We start from the raw sequence: 17,881 nt of genomic DNA, 5'->3' as shown, positions 1-17,881 counted from the left end.
ATGATCCCTGGAGCCGTCTCGTACGCCCTCAGCAGTGAGCATTCTCGCCATTTGTGTAACGAATTATTTCAAGCCGATGTCCTATGACACAATACCACCTTTCGTGCGCAATGAAGAATGGTCCTTGGAATCGGAGGTAAGAGATGGGGCTCAAGATGCCTGCCTACGCCTACTATTCGGCGAAAGGTCACAATAGCGTCCGCGATGAGGAAGACCGTGGGTGGAATCCCAGGAGTCAGCAGAAGCTGGACAAATTCTTCAATTTCGTCGCGCATCCTCTCGTTCGAGAGATCGGTCTCAAGCAGGTGATCTACAATAACCAGCAAGATTTGCGCGAAATCGATTGGCGCGCCCGGACCATTTTCGAAGTCGAAATCGAGTATCGGCCTCACCTGGCAGAGCTGATAGATGCGATAGATGAGCACGGCACCGTGGTCGTCCCCGACATGAGTCACCTGACCGACGGCAATTCCTGTTGTCTTCGAGTGATTGAGCGATTCTGCGAGTGCGCCGTCGCGCCCGTGACCGTGGCGGACGTTGAAAACAGAATCGACCGGCTTGAGCCTCATCTCAGGCGACCTCTGCCGGAGCTGCGACGGACGCCGCGTTTCCTGGCGGACGTCAAGTTATTCTTCAAGGAGATCGGCAACGGCGCTGTCGACAATCGAGACCGGCTCAAGAATTGGCTGGCGCACAAGCCCAAGGAATTGGCCTGATCCTTTGTTTGAGGAGACACGGCGTCAAAAGCTCGATCGTGTGCGTGGAGTTTTGAGCAAACCCTCTGGGGTAACCTTCCTATGTTGTCCTGACATGTTGGACTAGTGCTTCCCCCAAGCAGTCGTACGACTGAACGTTCAGTGGGAAGCACATGTCCAGCAACAAGTCGCAGCGCGCCAAGCGGAACCGCTCTTCGAAATCCAATGACCAACACAAGGCGGGCGCATCGACGTCCGCTGCACCGCGGGGCGCTGAGGAGCTCCGTTCGTTGCTCATCGATCAGTCCAATCTGCCGGCCGCGGCTGGCAGATTGGCCGAGCGCCTCGCGAGCTCGTCAAAGCTCTTCCAGCGTGGCGCCGGACTCGTCAAGCTGATCGAGACCGCTGATGGGTTCTCGACTCTCGATCTCAACGTCCACGACGTCGTCAATCATGCGCACCAGGTGTGCCGCCCGGTTGTGAAGAAGATCGTCCGTGGTGAAGTCGTCGTCGAAGCCGTGACCCTCCCCGATCGGGTCGCTCGGTTGTATCTCAACCGGCACGACGCCTGGGGCGTTCCCCACCTCGACGGGATCTGCCGCGCTCCGATTCTTGCGAACGATGGCTCGATCCGCGTCGCGCGTGGCTACGACAAGGATACGCGTTTCTGGTGCACGGGCATCGAGCTGCCGAGCATTCCCGAGCGCCCGTCACGCAAGCAGGCCGAGGCGGCCTAGCGTACCCTTCGCAAGCCCTTTGCCAGCTTTCCCTTTGCGGACGCACAGACGATCGCCAGCCCCAGCGGCCAGTCCATCGTCGATCCCTCACACCCTCCGGGCATCGACGAAGCCACCTACGTCCTCGCGGTTTTGACCGCGGTGTGTCGTCCGAGCTTGCCGCTCGCGCCCGGTTTCATCATACGTTCGCCGCAGTATTCGGGCGCTGGCACCGGCAAAGGTCTGCTCGTTCGTGCGGCGTCACAAATCGCCTTCAACTTCTCTCCGAAGGCCTTCACCAGCTCCGGCGAACGCGCCGAGCTCGAGAAGCGATTGACGGCCGCCCTCGTCGCGGCCGACCCGATCATCTTCCTCGACAACGTCAACGCGGAGGTCGTGCGTTCGAATTTGCTGGCGCAGATCGCCACTGAGAACCCGTGTGCGATCCGTCGGTTCCGCGAGAATACGAAGGTGGTTTCGATCACGAGCTCCGCCTTTCTGGCGATGACCGGGAATGCCACGACGGTGTCAGAGGACCTGGCGCGGCGCTTCCTGATTGTCGAACTCGATGCCGGCTGCGAGGACCCCGAGCAGCGCCGGTTCGATGAGGATTTTCGTTTGACCATCAAGGAGAAGCGAAATGAGCTCCTCGCTGCGGCGCTCACCATCTGGCGGTGGGGACGCCGCAATCAGAGCAAGCCTGGCCTGGCGCTCGGCAGCTTTGAGCAGTGGGCCACTTGGTGTCGTGATCCGCTCCTTGCCCTCGGCTGCCCCGACCCGGTTCGCCGCATCTCCGAGATCAAGCGCGATGATCCGCTCCGCGCGCAGGTGGTTGAGTTCTTTACCACCTGGCACGAGCTGTATGGGGAGCGCCCTATGAAGGTGAAGGAGCTCGACATTCGCTTATGCCGGTTGGCTGACCCGCAGGAGCGCGGCAGCCGGCAGAGTCTCGCGAGCTTTGTGGCACGACTCGAGGGGACGCGTGCTGGCGGCTTCGTGATGCTCCGCATCAAGTCCCCCTCCAAGTGGAGCCCGTCGAGCTACGCGCTGAAGAGGACCGAATAGGAGGCCAGCAAAGGACCTCCGACATCACGGACCTCGGCGCGCAAACGCTGCGAATGAATCAGCAAACGCCACGACAACGCGGTCATAGGGGGCATAGGGACCATGGGTGCCATCGGGGGGATTGCAGCGATGGGCACTCAGCAGTTTGTACGCGGCTTGGTAACTGCATCAATTCTACGCTCCCTCAGCATACGATCGATGCTTGTAGCTGCAGTCACCGAAACATCAAGTCATAGGGGGCATAGGGATCATAGGAGGTACCGTGCGGCGAGTACATCAGCCGCAGGTCGGGCCCTGCTATCGCAGCTTCTTATCCCGCGTTGGGCAGGTCCTTTGGATGCGTCCGACCGATCGTAGAGTCAGAGTTTGGCAGGAATTTCCGTGACGGGTTGAGGCAGGCGAGAGAGTCTCGCGGCGCCCGTCATGGAGATGTCCCATGACCCAACTGAATGTTCTGGACGCCGATCGCGGTGTACGCGCCGGTTACAAAGTGGATACGAGCCGCGGCGAGCGCATAGGCCGCGTGTCCTCGGAGTGGTTTTCCCGGTCGGCCGACGAGCGCTACCTTTCGCTGTCGGAGTTGCAAGCCGCGGTGCTCGGCCGGGCCGAACGCAGCCGGACCCGGACCATCGAGAGCGCGGCGATCCGGGTGGAGGCGAGCCGCGACGATGGCGAGCGGCTGACGTTGATGCTGCCGGGCGAGACACCAGTCGCGCCGACCCATTGGAGTTTCGGTCACCTCGCAACGATGGTCGGCGCGGCATCCGCCTATTTGCGCCAACTTCCGGCACCGCTCGCGGCGATCAATCTACAATATGGACTGACTTCGAATCGCCGGAACAGATCAAGACGCTTGAGGTCGAGGATGGGCGCGTCGAGCTGCGCGCGGTCACAAGCCCGGACTACGGCTGTTATCTGAACAGTCAAGCTGTCTCACCAGCCGTTCACTGATTCCTTTCCATCGACGTTGAGCCTGATGCCGCCCGCACGCGGTGGCGATCCCTTGCGCTCGCGTCGCTCCCAAGGAGCCATCACGATGTCTTCCCAGAAGCAGCCCGGAGCGCGAGCCGATGTTTACACGCGCATCACCGCCGAGATCATCGCGGCAATCGAACAAGGTGCAGGCGAGTGGCGTGCGCCGTGGTTCCACAACGGGACGAGCGTTGCCCGTCCGACCAATGTTGCTTCCGGCAAGCGCTACCGGGGCATAAACACGTTGGCGCTTTGGCACGCAGCCATGGCTGGCGGTTACGCTGATGGCCTATGGGGCACTTATCGGCAATGGCAGGCTGCCGGCGCGCAGGTCCGCAAAGGCGAACGCTCAACCACCGTCGTGCTGTGGAAGCAGATCGCTTCCCGGGAGTCGGCTGACGGCGATGACGGTGGTGATGATGGTCGCCAGCGGATGTTTGCCCGGGCATTCTCGGTATTCAATGTCGCGCAGGTGGATGGATACGAACGGCAGCCCATTGACGTCCTGCCGGAGAGCGAGCGTCTGGCGCATGCCGAGGCTTTCATCACCAATCTCGGGATCAGGACCGTGTTCGGTGGTTCGGAAGCCTACTATCTGCCTTCATCGGACGCGGTGTTCATGCCGGATTTTGCTTCCTTCCGTGATGCTGCGTCATTCTATGGAGTTTGGCTGCATGAGAACGGACATGCCTCAGGGGCAAAGCACCGGCTTGACCGCGATCTCTCGGGCCGGTTCGGTTCGGCTGCCTATGCCGCCGAGGAATGCTGCGTGGAGATTCTCAGCGGTCTCGTCCTTGCCGATCTGGGTATAGCTCACCATCCGCGGCCCGATCATGCAGCATATATTGCCTCGTGGGTCCAAGTGCTGAAGGACGATCCTCGTGCTATCTTCACTGCCGCCAGCAAGGCGCAGCAGGCCGCCGACTGGATGCACGCCAGGCAGCCCGTATCCACCGAAGCGCATCAGGCGTCATCCGCCATCCCCGACGAGACGGATGTAGGCCCGCACCTGCTCCAGATCTCGCTGGCGCGTTGTGCCAGTGGCACCTGATCCGAACCAACCGCGCCGGGCACAAATCCGCTTGTCCCCACCAACATCGGTTCGCCTGTGCGAGCCGGGTGATCGCATGTATTCCCCGTCTCGATTTTCATTCCCGGGGCGCGCCGGAGAGTGAGAGGGGCGTGCGGATTTCACTGACGGGTTGGAGGTCGAGAGAGAGTCTCCCGGCCGCCCGTCGTGGAGAATCCGACATGGCAAGCGCCGTTCAGAAGATCAAGCTCAGTCCGTCCCGCGATATTCCCTTCAATAAGCTGGTGTTGAGCCAGTCCAACGTCCGCCGCGTCAAGGCGGGCGTCTCGATCGAGCAATTGGCGGAAAGCATCGCGCAACGCACCTTGCTGCAAAGCCTCAGTGTCCGCGCCGTTATCGACGGCGATGGCCGGGAGACCGGCATGTTCGAGGTCCCCGCCGGCGGCCGGCGGTATCGCGCCCTCGAACTCCTGGTGAAACAGAAGCGGATGGCGAAGACGCAAGCCGTGCCTTGCGTGGTGAGAGACGAGGGCCTCGCCGAGGACGACTCTCTCGCAGAAAATGATGAGCGAATCGGACTTCACCCCCTCGATCAGTTCCGCGCGTTTCAGACCCTCCGCGAGAGCGGTATGAGCGAAGAAGACATCGCAGCGCGGCACTTCGTTTCGCCGGCGATCGTCAAGCAGCGCTTGCGCCTGGCATCCGTCTCACCAAAGCTGCACGACATCTATGCCGAGGACGGCATGACGTTGGAGCAGCTCATGGCGTTCTCCGTCACCGGCGACCATGCACGCCAGGAGCAGGTCTGGGACATCGTCAGCAAGTCAGGCTACGACGAACCGTATCAGATCCGCCGCATGCTGACGGAGAACACGGTTCGGGCCTCCGACCGCCGCGCCCAGTTCGTCGGGCTCGACGCCTACGAGCAGGCTGGTGGCGTCATCATGCGTGACCTGTTCGAGCAGGACGACGGGGGCTGGCTAAAGGATGTGCCGCTGCTCGACCGTCTCGTCACCGAAAAGCTCAAGGCGGAAGCCGAGACCATCGCCGCCGAGGGCTGGAAGTGGATTGGCGTGGCGGTCGACTTCCCCTACGGCCACACCAATGACCTGCGTGAACTCGAAGGTCGACCCGTCGATCTCACGGATGACGAGCAGGCCACCCTCGACGCCCTCAACGCCGAGTATGCCAAGATCGAGACCGACTACCAGGACGCCGGCGAACTGCCCGATGAAATCGACCAGCGCCTCGGCGAGATCGAAGCGGCTCGCTCCGCCTTCGAATCCCGCTCGCTCAGCTACGATCTCGCCGAGGTCGCCCGCGCCGGCGCCTTCGTCGGCATCGACGCCGAAGGGAGGCTCTCGGTCGATCGCGGCTATGTCCGGCCGGAAGACGAGGCGTCCGAAGTCTCGGCCATCGAATCCGACGGGGAGGGCCATGAGGATCGTACCCAACCGGCTGGCGCGAGTAAGCGCGCGGTCATCAGTATCGGCGGCGCCCCGGCCGAACCCGTGGAGGATGAGGATGACGACATTGCAAAACCGCTGCCGGACCGGCTTATCACCGAGCTGACGGCCCATCGCACGCTGGCGTTGCGCGATGCCTTGGCAAACCATCCTGCCATGGCGTTCCAGGCGGTGCTCCACACTTTCGTACTGGCCAGCTTCTACCGCTTCGCATCGTCGAGTGGCTGCCTGGAGATTGCGATCCGAACGCCGACGTTCCCCGCTCAGGCTCCGGGCTTGAAGGAGAGCGCATCGGCCATCGCCATCGACGCGCGTTCTGCGGCGTGGAAGGCGCGCCTGCCGAAGGATGAGGCCGATCTGTGGGACGCGCTCACCGCACTCGACGGAACCACGCAGGCGGCACTGTTCGCGCATTGCGCCGCGTCTGCTGTCAACGCGCTATATGAACCGGCGAACCGGTACAACGAGGGCCGAGTCTTCGCCCACGGTGTCCGGCGCAGGCTCGATCAGGCCGATGTCCTGGCACGCGCGATCGGGCTTGACATGGTGACGGCAGGTTGGAAGCCGACCGCCGAGAACTATCTCGGGCGCGTGACCAAACCCCGGATTCTCCAAGCGGTGCGGGAGGCCAAGGGTGAGGCATCCGTGCAACTCATCGATCACCTCAAGAAGGGGGACATGGCGCGGGAAGCCGAGCGTCTGCTCGACGGCACCGGCTGGTTGCCCGAGCCGCTGCGGCTGGCCGATCCGGACAGCGAGCACGCCCCGGTTGGGGAAGCCGAGGCGTTGCCGGAATTCCTCGCTGAGGATGACGAGGGGCGGGGCTATCCCGAAGACGACCGGCTCCTGGTCGTTGCCGCCGAATAGCTCTCATGCGGGAGCGGCTCACCGCCGCATCTGAAGACTTCCATTTCTCCTCTGAGCCCGGCCAGCGCGCCGGGCTCTTTCATCTCCGGAGAACGATCATGACCATCCGCAATCAACCTCAACGCCTGGGAGGGCCGTGCAATGAGCATTCCCGACTACATCAGCGCCAATTTCCAGTCATTGCTGCGTGCGGCGGCTGACGGCAACCTCGCGCTGATAGAATGTACCGACGCGGTGACCGCTGAGCCCCGTTACGTGATTTGCGGCGTCGGCCGCGACGGCACCGACCTTGTTCTCACGCCCTTTGGCCATCTCGCGGATGGCAATCCCTACACCGCCTATCTGCCGCCATCCGAACCGCGGGCCCGATCATCCCCAACCTGACCCTGCCGCGCAGGGACCTGTCTGGCCGCGGCAACGTCAATGGGCAAGCCGTCCCCACATCCCCAAGGGCGATGCGTGACATCCATCCCTGAACCGTGCCCTCACGGCCAGTCCATCGCAACAGACGGGTCAGGAGGGACAGTGATGTGCAGGTTCTCAACAAGCATCAGACCGGCGTGCAGTCGGATGCCCTCAACATCGGCCGCGGCAGCAAATGGGGCAACCCGTTCCGGATCGGCCACGATGGCGTCCGCGTTGCGGTCGTCAAGAAGAACGAGCGTTGGCTCCGCGATCAGCATCCCCTGCTGCATACGCTCGACGAGTTCCGCGGCTGCGATCTCGTCTGCTTCTGCGCGCCGCTCGCCTGCCATGGCGATTGTCTGCCGTGACTCGCCAATGCCTGCCGCGACGAACGCGTCGCTTGGTGGCGCGGTCTCATCATCCGCAACCCATCAGCATGTGTGTAGCTCGGCGGTGCCTCGATTGGCGCGGCGGGGCCCCGCGTTCTTAGAGGACGAGCGCGGCCGGGACGGGTTTGAGCCGGCGAGGTCGAGAGAGCGCCCGCGGGCTCCACCCGTTTTCGCTCTCCCGAGGCCTGCCTCCATGACAAACTTCTCTGCTTCCGCCGCCGTCTCCGCGATCGCCCCATCTTCTGTTGTCGCTTTGGATATCGCGGACCGTTCCGCCGCGACCGGCCGAGCCGCCCATCTTCTTCTTCCTCATCTCGAACGGGGCCGCCGCATCGACGCTGCCCTCTTGCGCGCCGCCATGGAGACCGCCTTCGGCGGTACTGACGCGTCGGGCGCCTGGGACTGGAAGACCGGCTATGACGCCGTGGAGGCCGCGACCGTGCTGTTCCTGCGCAAGTTCGGCCCGGCGATCCGCGCACGCGCCGCATCGCCTGCCGCCATGCTGCCGCTGCTGGCCAGGATCGCCAGTCTTCTTCCCACCCACACCCGCCGCTCGGAAGAGAGCGAGACGTTTCAGCAGTTCTCGACGCCCATTCCTCTCGCCTTTGTAGCGAGCGTGGCCGCAGCGATCCGCCCCGATGACGTTGTTCTGGAGCCGTCCGCCGGCACCGGGCTGCTCGCCATCCTGGCCGAGCTCGCTGGCGGATCGCTGGTGCTCAACGAACTGGCCGAGGCCCGCGCGGAACTTCTGTCGCGCCTTTTCCCCGCTATCGCCGTCACCTCGTTCGACGCCGCGAACATTGACGATCATCTCGACACCGCTATCGTTCCGAGCGTGGTGCTGATGAATCCGCCATTCTCGGCCATCGCCAACGTCGACCGCCGAATGGCCGGCGCGGCGCTCTGCCATATGTCCTCGGCCCTGGCACGTCTCGCCGAAGGCGGCCGTCTGGTCGCGATCACGGCCGCGAGCTGCGCGCCCGACAATCCCGCATGGAGGGATGCCTTCATCGCCTTGCAGGAACGTGGGCGCGTGGTGTTCTCCGCCGCCATTGACGGCGCGGTCTTTGCCAAGCACGGCACCACCGTCGAGACATGCCTGACGGTGATCGACAAGGCGCCCGCGCGAGACATCAAGTCGTTCCCGCCATCTCCGGGCACCGCGCCGGATGTCGCGACACTGCTCAGCTGGGTGATACAACAGGTGCCGCCGCGGTTGCCGATCGGATCGGCCGTCGCCATTCCAGCGGCCGCGCGGCCGGCCATTCCCAGAACAGTCCGCGCTTACGCCATGCGTCCGGCCGCCGTCCCGGTGTCGGCGATGGCGCCCGAGGCGATCGAGCTCGCCTATGAATCCGTGACCTGGAAGCCGGTCGAACATGGCGGCATCACCGAAGCGCTCTACGAGCCCTATGGATTGCAATCGATCCGTATTCCCGGCGCCCAGGCGCATCCGACCAGGCTGGTGCAGTCGGCAGCCATGGCCTCGGTCGCGCCGCCCACTCCGTCCTACCGGCCACATCTCCCCGCGATTGTGGTGCCGGACGGCCTGCTGTCCGACGCCCAGCTTGAATCCGTCATTTACGCCGGCGAAGCCCACGGCGGCATTCTCGCGGGGGCGTGGACGGTCGACGAGACCTTCGATGTCGTCTCGGCCGCGCCGGATGATGCCGAGAGCGCCGTCCGGTTTCGGCGGGGCTGGTTTCTGGGCGACGGCACTGGCGCCGGCAAGGGCCGCCAGGTCGCGGGCATCCTGCTCGACAATTGGCTCAAGGGCCGGCGCCGCGCGCTCTGGGTCTCGAAATCCGACAAGCTGATCGAGGACGCGCAGCGCGACTGGTCGGCGCTCGGCCAGGAGCGCCTGCTGGTGACCCCGCTGTCGCGGTTCCGGCAAGGCACGCCCATTCGTCTGGAGCAGGGCATCCTGTTCACGACCTACGCCACGCTGCGCTCCGACGCGCGCGACGAGAAGGTTTCGCGTGTCAGGCAGATCGTCGAGTGGTTGGGCCGTGATTTCGACGGCGTCATCGTCTTCGACGAGTCTCACGCAATGCAGAATGCTGGCGGCAGCAAGGGCGACCGTGGCGACGTGGCCGCTTCGCAGCAGGGCCGAGCCGGGCTTCGCCTGCAACATGCCCTGCCGAACGCGCGCGTCGTCTATGTCTCGGCGACCGGCGCCACCACGGTTCACAACCTCGCCTATGCGCAGCGGCTCGGCCTCTGGGGCGGCGAGGACTCTCCCTTCGCCACCCGGGCCGAGTTCGTCGAGGCCATCGAAGCCGGCGGCGTCGCCGCGCTGGAGGTGCTGGCGCGCGACCTCAAGGCGCTCGGTCTCTATGCCGCGCGCTCGCTCTCCTACGAAGGCGTCGAATACGAGTTGGTCGAACACACCCTCAGTGAAGAGCAGATCCGGATCTACGACGCCTACGCCGGCGCGTTCGGCATCATCCACAACAATCTCGACGCGGCGATGCAGGCGGCGAACATCACCGGTTCGACCGGCACGTTGAACGCGCAGGCAAAGTCTGCCGCGCGGTCCGCCTTTGAAAGTGCCAAGCAGCGCTTCTTCAACCACCTCATCACGGCGATGAAGACGCCGTCGCTGATATCAGCCGTCGAGCGCGATCTCGCGGCGGGCCATGCCGCCGTGATCCAGATCGTGTCGACCGGCGAAGCGCTGATGGAGCGGCGACTCGCCGACATTCCGACGGAGGACTGGGGCGACGTCCAGGTCGACATCACCCCGCGCGAATACGTCCTGGACTATCTCGCGCACTCGTTCCCGACCCAGCTCTATGAACCCTTTACCGACAACGAGGGCAACCTGTCGTCGCGTCCGGTCCATCGTGACGGCCAGCCGGTGCAGTGCCGAGACGCGGTCGCACGCCGCGACCGGCTGATCGAGAGGCTCGCCTCTCTGCCACCCGTGCACGGCGCGCTCGATCAGATCATCCAGCGCTTCGGCACCGAGGAGGTCGCCGAAGTCACCGGCCGGTCCCGGCGGATCGTTCGCACGCGCGGAGCGGATGGTATCGATCGGCTCGTGGTCGAGAACCGTGCCGGTTCTGCCAATCTCGCCGAAACCCAGGCATTCATGGATGACGACAAGCGCATCCTCGTCTTCTCGGAAGCCGGCGGTACCGGGCGCAGCTACCATGCGGAGCTCTCGGCGAAGAACCGCCGGCTCCGCGTTCACTACCTGCTTGAGGCCGGATGGAAGGCCGATGCCGCCATTCAGGGCCTTGGCCGCACCAATCGCACCAACCAGGCGCAGCCGCCGCTGTTCCGCCCGATCGCGACCAATGTGAAAGCCGAGAAGCGTTTCCTCTCGACCATCGCCCGTCGTCTCGACACCCTCGGCGCGATCACAAGGGGCCAGCGCCAGACCGGCGGCGAGGGACTGTTCAGGTCCGAGGACAATCTGGAGAGCCACTATGCCCGCGACGCGCTGCGGCAGCTCTATGTCCTCCTCGTCATGGGCAAGGTGGAGGATTGTTCGCTCCAGACGTTCGAGGATGCCACCGGGCTGAAGCTCACAGACGCCAACGGCATCAGAGACGAGTTGCCGCCGATCACGACGTTCCTCAACCGATTGCTGGCGCTGACCATCAACCTTCAGAATATCCTGTTCACAGCGTTCGAGCAGTTGCTCACCGCACGGATCGAGGGCGCGATCGCAAGCGGGACCTACGATGTCGGGCTTGAGACGCTGACGGCGGAATCTTTCGTCGTGACGGGACGGCAGACCATCTACACCCATCCCGGCACTTCGGCCGGAACCTGCCTCTTGACCATCGCCCAACGCGACCGAAACCGCCCCGTCGCCCTGGACGAGGCCTTGGGCCGTCTCTCCGACCCGCGTGCCGTGCTGCTGGTGAACAGTCAGTCTGGTCGCGCCGCCGTCCAGGTGCCGGCGCGTAGCCTGATGACGGACGACGGCGAGGTCGAACGCCGCGTCCGGCTCATCCGCCCCATGGAGCATCCGACGGTCGCACTGACGACGATGCCGCAGACCCACTGGCAGCAGACCGACCGCGCGACGTTCTCGCGGGTCTGGGCGGCGGAGGTCGCCGAGGTGCCAGAGTTTACCGACAGCGAGATCCACATCGTGTCGGGATTGTTGTTGCCGATCTGGAAGCGGCTGCCCAACGAATCGACGCGCGTCTATCGGCTCCAGACCGACACAGGTGAGCGGATCATCGGACGCAAGGTCTCACCCGCATGGGTCGTAGGCGCGCTGTCAACCGGGATGACGACGCTGACGCCGGAGCAGGCCTTTATGGCATTGCTGGACGGCAAGACCGTCCTCGATCTCACCGACGGGTTACAGCTTCGTCGCGTCCGCGTCATGGGCGCCAACCGCATCGAGCTTACCGGCTTTACCGATGCGATGCGAGACCGGTTGCGAGTCTACGGCCTGTTCCACGAAATCATCTCCTGGAAGCTGCGGATGTTCGTGCCGACGGATGCGTCCGGGCTGGCAATCCTCGGCAAGGTGCTGGAGCGCTATCCGCTCTCGCGCATCTCCGATCGGGCGGCGGCATGACATGTCGCGCGATGCTTCCGAACTGGCGCGCCGCCTCGCGCGCGAAGCTGAGGCGGTGTGCCGCCATTACCTGTCCAACGGGCGGCGCCAGGGCCGCTACTGGACGGTGGGCGACGTTCGCAATACGCCCGGCCGGTCGATGTTCGTCCGGCTCAGCGGACCGGAATCCGGTCGCGGCGCCGCCGGGCATTGGACCGACGCCGCCTCGGCCGAATATGGCGATCTTCTCGACGTCATCCGCGAAAGCTGCGGTCTCGTTGACTTTCGCGATGTCGCCGAGGAGGCGCGACGCTTTTTGCGTCTGCCCCGCGCCGAACCGTACCAAACCCCAAAACCCGTTCGCACACCCGTCCCCGCCGGGTCGCCGGACGCGGCGCGGCGGCTGTTTGCGATGTCGCAACCGATCCGACGGACGCTGGTCGAGAGCTATCTGTGCCACCGCGGCATCAAGGCTGTCCACGACGCAGGCGCGCTGCGGTTCCATCCACGTTGCTACTATCGCCCGGATGACAGTTCGCCGACCGAGACCTGGCCGGCGATGATCGCCGCCGTCACCGATCTCGAGGGCCGGATCACCGGCGTTCATCGCACCTACCTCAATCCGCAGGGCTTCGACCGCTCCGCCAGCGGCAAGGCGCCGATCGACACGCCCAGGCGCGCGATGGGTCATCTGCTCGGTCACGCCGTTCGCTTCGGCATCGCCAGGGATGTCATGGCGGCCGGCGAGGGTATTGAGACGATCTTGTCGCTCCGCTACGTCTTGCCTGATATGCCGATGGTGGCAGCGCTTTCAGCCGCTCACTTGGCAGCCGTGCTCTTCCCTGCGGGTCTGCGCCGGCTTTATATCGTGCGCGACGACGATCCCGCTGGCGACAACGCCGTGGAAAGCTTGAGCGCACGGGCCGGCACCCAGGGCATCGAGGCGATCCCGCTGTCACCGCGCTATGGGGATTTCAACGAGGATCTTCAGAACCTTGGCACGGATACCCTTCGGGTAGCCCTGCGGGTGCACTTCACTCCAGAGGACCTGGCACGCTTCATGGCGCTCTGAGGCGACGCCGATAAGGGGAAGCGAGCGCGCGGCTCGCATGTTCGGTCGGACGAGATCGCCAACGTTTCCTGCGATGCCGGAGAGGCCGCATCCCCGGCCTTCTGAGAGGGCGACCCTGCGGCAAGCGGTCCGGCCACGCAATGGCGGGAGCCGGCTATTTTCCGTCGCGCCCTAACGGGCGCTTTACATCGCGAAGCAAAATAGCCGGCTCCCGCCATCCTCCGCTCCGCTTCGGCCGCTGCGCGGTGCAGGTCCGGTCCGCCCGCCGCCTTTCGTCGCCACGAAGGCCGCGATGGGCGCGGCCGATCCGACAAAGGAAATCGCCATGACGACCGATCGTGACGACCAGGTTTTCGATCCCGTGCTCACGACATCCCCAACCGATCACGTCCTCACTGAACTCCAGCTTCACGGCTATCGCCCGTTCCAGGACGAACCGGACCCCAGACTACTGCCCGAAGCGCGCACCGTCGCCAACGCCGTCGCCGACATCTTCGACGCCCTGATCGCGACACTCAGCGACACCCGCCTCGAACCCGATCTGGAGAACCTGCTGTGGGGCAGCGTCAATCTCTTCCACCGCGCCACCGAACGGATCGAACGCGAGCTCGACGGCAACGAACTGGCGCAAAAGCGCAGCCAGAAGGATCAGGACGGCTCAGAAATCCGCTCGGTCGAACTGGAACGGCTCATCGCCGAGGGCATGACCCTGATCGAGCGGCGCAACGCCATCGAGCTCTTCCGCGAGCTGGCCATCGAGCAATTCGAAACCCACACCGGCTCACTCTGGCGGCCCCGATCCGGATCGCTGGTCGACCATCGCGCGGTCACCGCAGCGATCATCGACTCCAGGGATTTTCTGGCCGCAAAGCGTCGTGCCGATACCGAGGTGCTCGTCCCGGTCGGACCCAAGATCGCACTCACCGGAGGCCTCGACTTCGATGACTACCACCTCATCTGGGATCGTCTCGACAAGGTGCATGGCAAGCACCCCGACATGGTCCTGCTGCACGGCGGCTCGCCGAAAGGCGCCGAGTTGATCGCCGCCAAATGGGCGACGAACCGCAAGGTGCCGCAAGTCGCTTTCAGGCCGGACTGGACGAAGCACGCCAAGGCGGCACCCTTCAAGCGCAACGATCTCATGCTGACGTTGATGCCGATCGGCGTCATGGTCTTCCCGGGTACCGGCATCCAGGATAATCTGGCCGACAAGGCGCGCAAGCTCGGAATTCCCGTCTGGCAGTTCGGCAATGGCGGCGCGTAAGCGCCGCCACGGCCGACAAGAAATTCTCGGTCCTGACCCGACAAGAATGCCCGCATCAAATGGTGCTCGTTCAAGATCTCATGTCCCTGACTCGGAACCGCGCAGCGCCACTGTTGCTTCCCAAGGACAATGTCCGAACGATGGCACTGCGGCTCGGTCATGCCGATCAGCACCAAGGAGTTGACGTGCGATCGCGTCGAGAGGCCGACGGCGGCAGGAGCGGTCAATCCGCTGGAGCCGCGCCGCGATCTGTTCACCGCCCTGACGCGTTGATCGCCTCTTGATTGGAGATTGCATTGCCGTCGCCAGCCGAGAGCTCGGCATCACCCGTTCCGACGGTCTGCTCGGGTCCACTGTCGCGCGGCGTTCGACCAAGGCCAACCTTCACAAAGAGATCCGGAGCCTTCGTCCGATCGTGATCGGGGGTGAGCCTTGCTGCGAGAGCCAGACGATTGCTGCGGCCGGCCAGCCATCATCGGCTGTGCTTGGTGCGACCTTGAGCCAGTGCTCTCCCGTGAGTTGCAGATGCCCTCGTCCATGCGGGCCTTTTTTGCTGGCGGATCACGCGCCACAATACGCTCGCTGCGCTCGCCGACCTTTGCCCTGCAATGGCTTGATCGCGATCTTCTTCCCCTGCCGCCAAGCGGCGGCATTCCTCGCGAGACAACAAGATCGCTCGACGCCATCCTCCGCTGTGCTGCGGGCCTGACGGCTGCAGGTCGGTCGTTGCGGCTCTCACTGACCGCCATCAAGGCCGCGATGGTCGCGGGCTTGAAACAAGCAACAGGAGATCACCATGGCTCAGATTGGCACCTTCACCCGCGCTGAAGACGGCTCGTACACCGGCACCATCAAGACGCTCTCGCTCAACATCAAGGCGCGCTTCACCCCAGCCGAATCCTCCGAGAATGAGAAGGCTCCCGACCTGCGCGTGCTGGCAGGCAATGTCGAGATTGGAGCCGCGTGGCAGCGCACCTCGAAAGAGAAGACCGTCTACCACTCGGTGAAGCTCGACGACCCCTCCTTCCCGGCGCCGATCTATGCGAACCTCGTCGCAGTCGATGACGGCTACGCGCTGGTCTGGTCGCGCTGAACCGAGCATCACGGCGCCTCGCCCCTCGCGAGGCGCCGCAGCTCTTCTACCTCGCGCGGCACGCCGCGAAGATGCGCCTTGGCGAACTCTTTCGACCGCATCCGCCATGTCGCCGGCCGGGCAAAGTGCATGGTCCATCGCACCTTGCGCCGGACACGGCGGCGTGGCGCGCGATGACCGCACCTTGTGCTGAGGAGCCGCAGGATATTGCCGGCGAGCCCAGCATGGGGTCCTTGGCGCAGGACGTGGCGCGGCCCGAAGGCCAGGGGCGTCCGCCCAGTGAAACGGAGCGGCTTCAAGCGAAGGTCGCCGCTGCACGGCGCCAGCCCGCAATGATGCGGCGCTGAGACTACGGGTCAGGCGTTCTCACCCGCCCTGGCGATCCGCTCTGCGAGCACCGAGAGCTGCCGTCTGAGCCTCCGATCGGTAATCTGCTGAAATGCCTCGAACATCCTGACGGCGTCCTTGTCCACATCGGCGGTCAAGATTGCCGGCAATTGAGCGCCTTGCGATTTCAGTTGCCTCTCGCCGAGCAGGAAGCCGGCCGAGACGCCAAAAATGTTGGCGAACTTGAGAAGCCTTGTCGGGTTGACCTGGTTCTTGCCCTGTTCGTACTTCTGAATCTGCTGGAACGTGATCCCGAGCTTGCCGGCCAGTGTCTCCTGGGTGAGTCCCTGATGGAGACGCAGGCTCCGGATACGGGCACCGATAGCTGCGTCGATGGATTCGTCTTTCCGTTTCGCCAATTCAGAACCCCAATATAGGGAAAGGAACAAGTCCCAGTCATCGAACCAGACTTAACTATGATGTCAACGCGCTGTTTCCGAAACCGGGCGCGCAGCCGTCCATCAGAGCTCTGACGCTCGCATTCGTGCCCTCTCGATCAATTCTTCGGCTTGCGTGATGCATACCGAAACATCCGTGGCATTTGGATCGGGGTTCATCGCGGCGCGGCGCAGATGAGCGGCGGCCAGCTCGATAAACAAGAGGATATAGCGAAGGTCCCGTCAAACACGCCTCGGTATTTCGTCGCCCCGGCCTGGAGTGCGAAGTAGAGCCTCGGCGACGGCCGGCGCGTTCTCGGGCCTGGGATTGGGTTGCGACGAGATCGGCTTCCGGAATTTCGCGACGTTCGACATGAGCGTTCTGCCGTATCGACCGGTTTCGCAGGCTTGCGTTGCGGTCGAGATTAGAGAGTTGCGGGTTAGCGTCGGGTTAAACCCAGCGTTGTTGACACTAGGAGGCATCTGCCGGGATGTGAAGTGTGAAGAGACGCCCCGATCGGATCGTGCATGTGCCACAGCGACGCCTCCGAGGTTTCAACAGGGCGGCGCATCGGGCCGATTGCTGGTCTCCCGGGCCCTCCTGGCGAATTCGGCCTCCACCAGCAATTCGTGGACGAGAACGCGGGCGAGCCGGTCAGGCATCATTCGCCCACGCTCGGCGATGCGTTCTTTCTCCCCCACGACCACGACGAGCTTGTCGCCGACGATCCGATATCCGCATTGATGCCGCTCGCCACGGTAGATGTAGTCGAACGGCACGACGTTGCCGTCGTCTGTTGCCATCATCACTCTCCCCCAAAGCCATAGTCACGGAATCGAACTGCCTATCCGATTGCGGCGATACGAGCTTCGCCCGACGCAATCTTGCCCGACAGAATTGCATGTTTGGCGCAGTATAAAGCTCATCCTCGATCACGAAACCTCGGTCGCAAGCCACGGCATGAAGTCTGTGCGGCAACGTTCCGCGCATGAAGGTTGGTACCAGCTTGTCTGGCGTTGATTGACGTAACGGGGCGCGACCCAACAACATCGTCTTGCTCGCAAGAGTATACGCCGCCAACGCTATACGCTTAGACGTGTATTATACGTTAAAGCGTGTAGCGCGACTTCCTCGCAAATGCATCATCCTGATGGATGAGGCGGCGAAACCCTGCACATACGAGACGGCTGCTTGCCCGCAATCTCCGTCGGCTGCGAAATGAGAAATCATGGTCGCAGCACGATCTCGCCGATGAGGCGGACGTTCGCCAGGCACTCGTCAGTGCGTTGGAGGTCGCCAAAGCCAATCCCACCCTGGAATCGCTGGACCGGATTGCCGCCGCCCTCGATGTGGACGTGGCGGATCTGCTTGCGTCCCACATCGGGTCGAAGCGATCGACAACCTAGCACCGCCATTCTTCCGGCGCCCGCGCCTCGCGATGCGAGGCTGCCGGCAACGAATCTCTGCAGATGAACTACGGGAGTCCCGCGCGCTCCCAGATCGTTCTTGTGAGCAGAGCCATCAGAGCAGTTTGCCGAGATCGGCGAGCACCTTGCC

At 63.8% G+C, this 17,881-nt stretch carries 14 protein-coding genes and 1 pseudogene; 13 read left to right on the top strand and 2 right to left on the bottom strand.

Going from position 1 to position 17,881, the window contains the following annotated elements:
• The first annotated feature begins 143 nt into the window (after positions 1 to 143).
• From G8O24_RS21885 to G8O24_RS21830, 12 genes and pseudogenes are all read left to right on the top strand, one after another.
• A complete protein-coding gene (locus tag G8O24_RS21885) occupies positions 144 to 716 on the top strand; it encodes a hypothetical protein (protein ID WP_188102916.1) in 573 nt (190 codons plus the stop codon).
• A 311-nt stretch (positions 717 to 1,027) separates the two neighbouring features.
• Complete coding sequence (locus G8O24_RS21880; RefSeq protein ID WP_188102914.1) at positions 1,028 to 1,432, top strand: hypothetical protein; 405 nt, start codon at positions 1,028 to 1,030, stop codon at positions 1,430 to 1,432.
• Between the two features lie 156 nt (positions 1,433 to 1,588).
• Positions 1,589 to 2,476 (top strand): hypothetical protein, encoded by an 888-nt coding sequence (locus G8O24_RS21875; protein ID WP_188102912.1) that lies wholly within the window; start codon positions 1,589 to 1,591, stop codon positions 2,474 to 2,476.
• Between the two features lie 436 nt (positions 2,477 to 2,912).
• A pseudogene (locus G8O24_RS21870) lies at positions 2,913 to 3,385 on the top strand (DUF932 domain-containing protein); the annotation flags it as partial.
• A 127-nt stretch (positions 3,386 to 3,512) separates the two neighbouring features.
• A complete protein-coding gene (locus G8O24_RS21865) occupies positions 3,513 to 4,499 on the top strand; it encodes an ArdC family protein (RefSeq protein WP_188102910.1) in 987 nt (328 codons plus the stop codon).
• A gap of 200 nt (positions 4,500 to 4,699) precedes the next feature.
• A complete protein-coding gene (locus tag G8O24_RS21860) occupies positions 4,700 to 6,811 on the top strand; it encodes a ParB/RepB/Spo0J family partition protein (protein ID WP_188102978.1) in 2,112 nt (703 codons plus the stop codon).
• A 141-nt stretch (positions 6,812 to 6,952) separates the two neighbouring features.
• Positions 6,953 to 7,195 carry a DUF6117 family protein gene (locus tag G8O24_RS21855; protein WP_188102908.1) on the top strand — a complete coding sequence of 81 codons (243 nt, stop codon included), beginning with the start codon at positions 6,953 to 6,955 and terminating at the stop codon, positions 7,193 to 7,195.
• Positions 7,196 to 7,341: 146 nt separating this feature from the next.
• Positions 7,342 to 7,584: a DUF4326 domain-containing protein gene (locus G8O24_RS21850; protein WP_188102907.1), complete on the top strand. Its 243-nt coding sequence runs from the start codon at positions 7,342 to 7,344 to the stop codon at positions 7,582 to 7,584.
• 214 nt (positions 7,585 to 7,798) lie between these two features.
• Positions 7,799 to 12,151, top strand: coding sequence for a strawberry notch-like NTP hydrolase domain-containing protein (locus G8O24_RS21845; protein WP_188102905.1), 4,353 nt, complete (start codon positions 7,799 to 7,801; stop codon positions 12,149 to 12,151).
• Between the two features lies 1 nt (position 12,152).
• Complete coding sequence (locus G8O24_RS21840; RefSeq protein WP_188102903.1) at positions 12,153 to 13,202, top strand: DUF7146 domain-containing protein; 1,050 nt, start codon at positions 12,153 to 12,155, stop codon at positions 13,200 to 13,202.
• A 325-nt stretch (positions 13,203 to 13,527) separates the two neighbouring features.
• The gene (locus tag G8O24_RS21835) at positions 13,528 to 14,466 is read left to right on the top strand and encodes a DUF2493 domain-containing protein (RefSeq protein ID WP_188102901.1); all 939 of its coding nucleotides are present in this window, start codon (positions 13,528 to 13,530) and stop codon (positions 14,464 to 14,466) included.
• A gap of 796 nt (positions 14,467 to 15,262) precedes the next feature.
• On the top strand, positions 15,263 to 15,559 hold the full coding sequence (locus G8O24_RS21830; protein WP_188102899.1) for a DUF736 domain-containing protein: 297 nt from the start codon (positions 15,263 to 15,265) through the stop codon (positions 15,557 to 15,559).
• 356 nt (positions 15,560 to 15,915) lie between these two features.
• Here the strand turns inward: G8O24_RS21830 and G8O24_RS21825 are convergent, their stop codons facing one another.
• Both G8O24_RS21825 and G8O24_RS21820 read right to left on the bottom strand, forming a co-directional pair.
• Entirely contained in the window at positions 15,916 to 16,305 is a 390-nt protein-coding gene (locus G8O24_RS21825) for a helix-turn-helix domain-containing protein (RefSeq protein WP_188102897.1), read from the bottom strand.
• 573 nt (positions 16,306 to 16,878) lie between these two features.
• Complete coding sequence (locus tag G8O24_RS21820) at positions 16,879 to 17,127, bottom strand: hypothetical protein (RefSeq protein WP_188102895.1); 249 nt, start codon at positions 17,125 to 17,127, stop codon at positions 16,879 to 16,881.
• Between the two features lie 351 nt (positions 17,128 to 17,478).
• On the opposite strand from G8O24_RS21820, the gene G8O24_RS21815 reads away from it, so the two are divergent.
• On the top strand, positions 17,479 to 17,730 hold the full coding sequence (locus tag G8O24_RS21815) for a helix-turn-helix transcriptional regulator (protein ID WP_188102893.1): 252 nt from the start codon (positions 17,479 to 17,481) through the stop codon (positions 17,728 to 17,730).
• Positions 17,731 to 17,881: the final 151 nt, after the last annotated feature.

It is taken from the genome of Bradyrhizobium campsiandrae (assembly GCF_014529705.1).
GTDB classification, from domain to species: domain Bacteria; phylum Pseudomonadota; class Alphaproteobacteria; order Rhizobiales; family Xanthobacteraceae; genus Bradyrhizobium; species Bradyrhizobium campsiandrae.
This window is presented reverse-complemented; position numbering and strand designations above follow the sequence as displayed.

Bases quoted from the DNA above. Each gene is read 5' to 3' on its own strand.
- G8O24_RS21840 (WP_188102903.1), top strand. From the start codon at position 12,153: ATGTCGCGCGATGCTTCCGAACTGGCGCGCCGCCTCGCGCGCGAAGCT.
- G8O24_RS21865 (WP_188102910.1), top strand. From the start codon at position 3,513: ATGTCTTCCCAGAAGCAGCCCGGAGCGCGAGCCGATGTTTACACGCGC.
- G8O24_RS21845 (WP_188102905.1), top strand. From the start codon at position 7,799: ATGACAAACTTCTCTGCTTCCGCCGCCGTCTCCGCGATCGCCCCATCT.
- G8O24_RS21820 (WP_188102895.1), bottom strand. From the start codon at position 17,127: ATGGCAACAGACGACGGCAACGTCGTGCCGTTCGACTACATCTACCGT.
- G8O24_RS21885 (WP_188102916.1), top strand. From the start codon at position 144: ATGGGGCTCAAGATGCCTGCCTACGCCTACTATTCGGCGAAAGGTCAC.
- G8O24_RS21855 (WP_188102908.1), top strand. From the start codon at position 6,953: ATGAGCATTCCCGACTACATCAGCGCCAATTTCCAGTCATTGCTGCGT.
- G8O24_RS21835 (WP_188102901.1), top strand. From the start codon at position 13,528: ATGACGACCGATCGTGACGACCAGGTTTTCGATCCCGTGCTCACGACA.
- G8O24_RS21830 (WP_188102899.1), top strand. From the start codon at position 15,263: ATGGCTCAGATTGGCACCTTCACCCGCGCTGAAGACGGCTCGTACACC.
- G8O24_RS21815 (WP_188102893.1), top strand. From the start codon at position 17,479: ATGAGGCGGCGAAACCCTGCACATACGAGACGGCTGCTTGCCCGCAAT.
- G8O24_RS21860 (WP_188102978.1), top strand. From the start codon at position 4,700: ATGGCAAGCGCCGTTCAGAAGATCAAGCTCAGTCCGTCCCGCGATATT.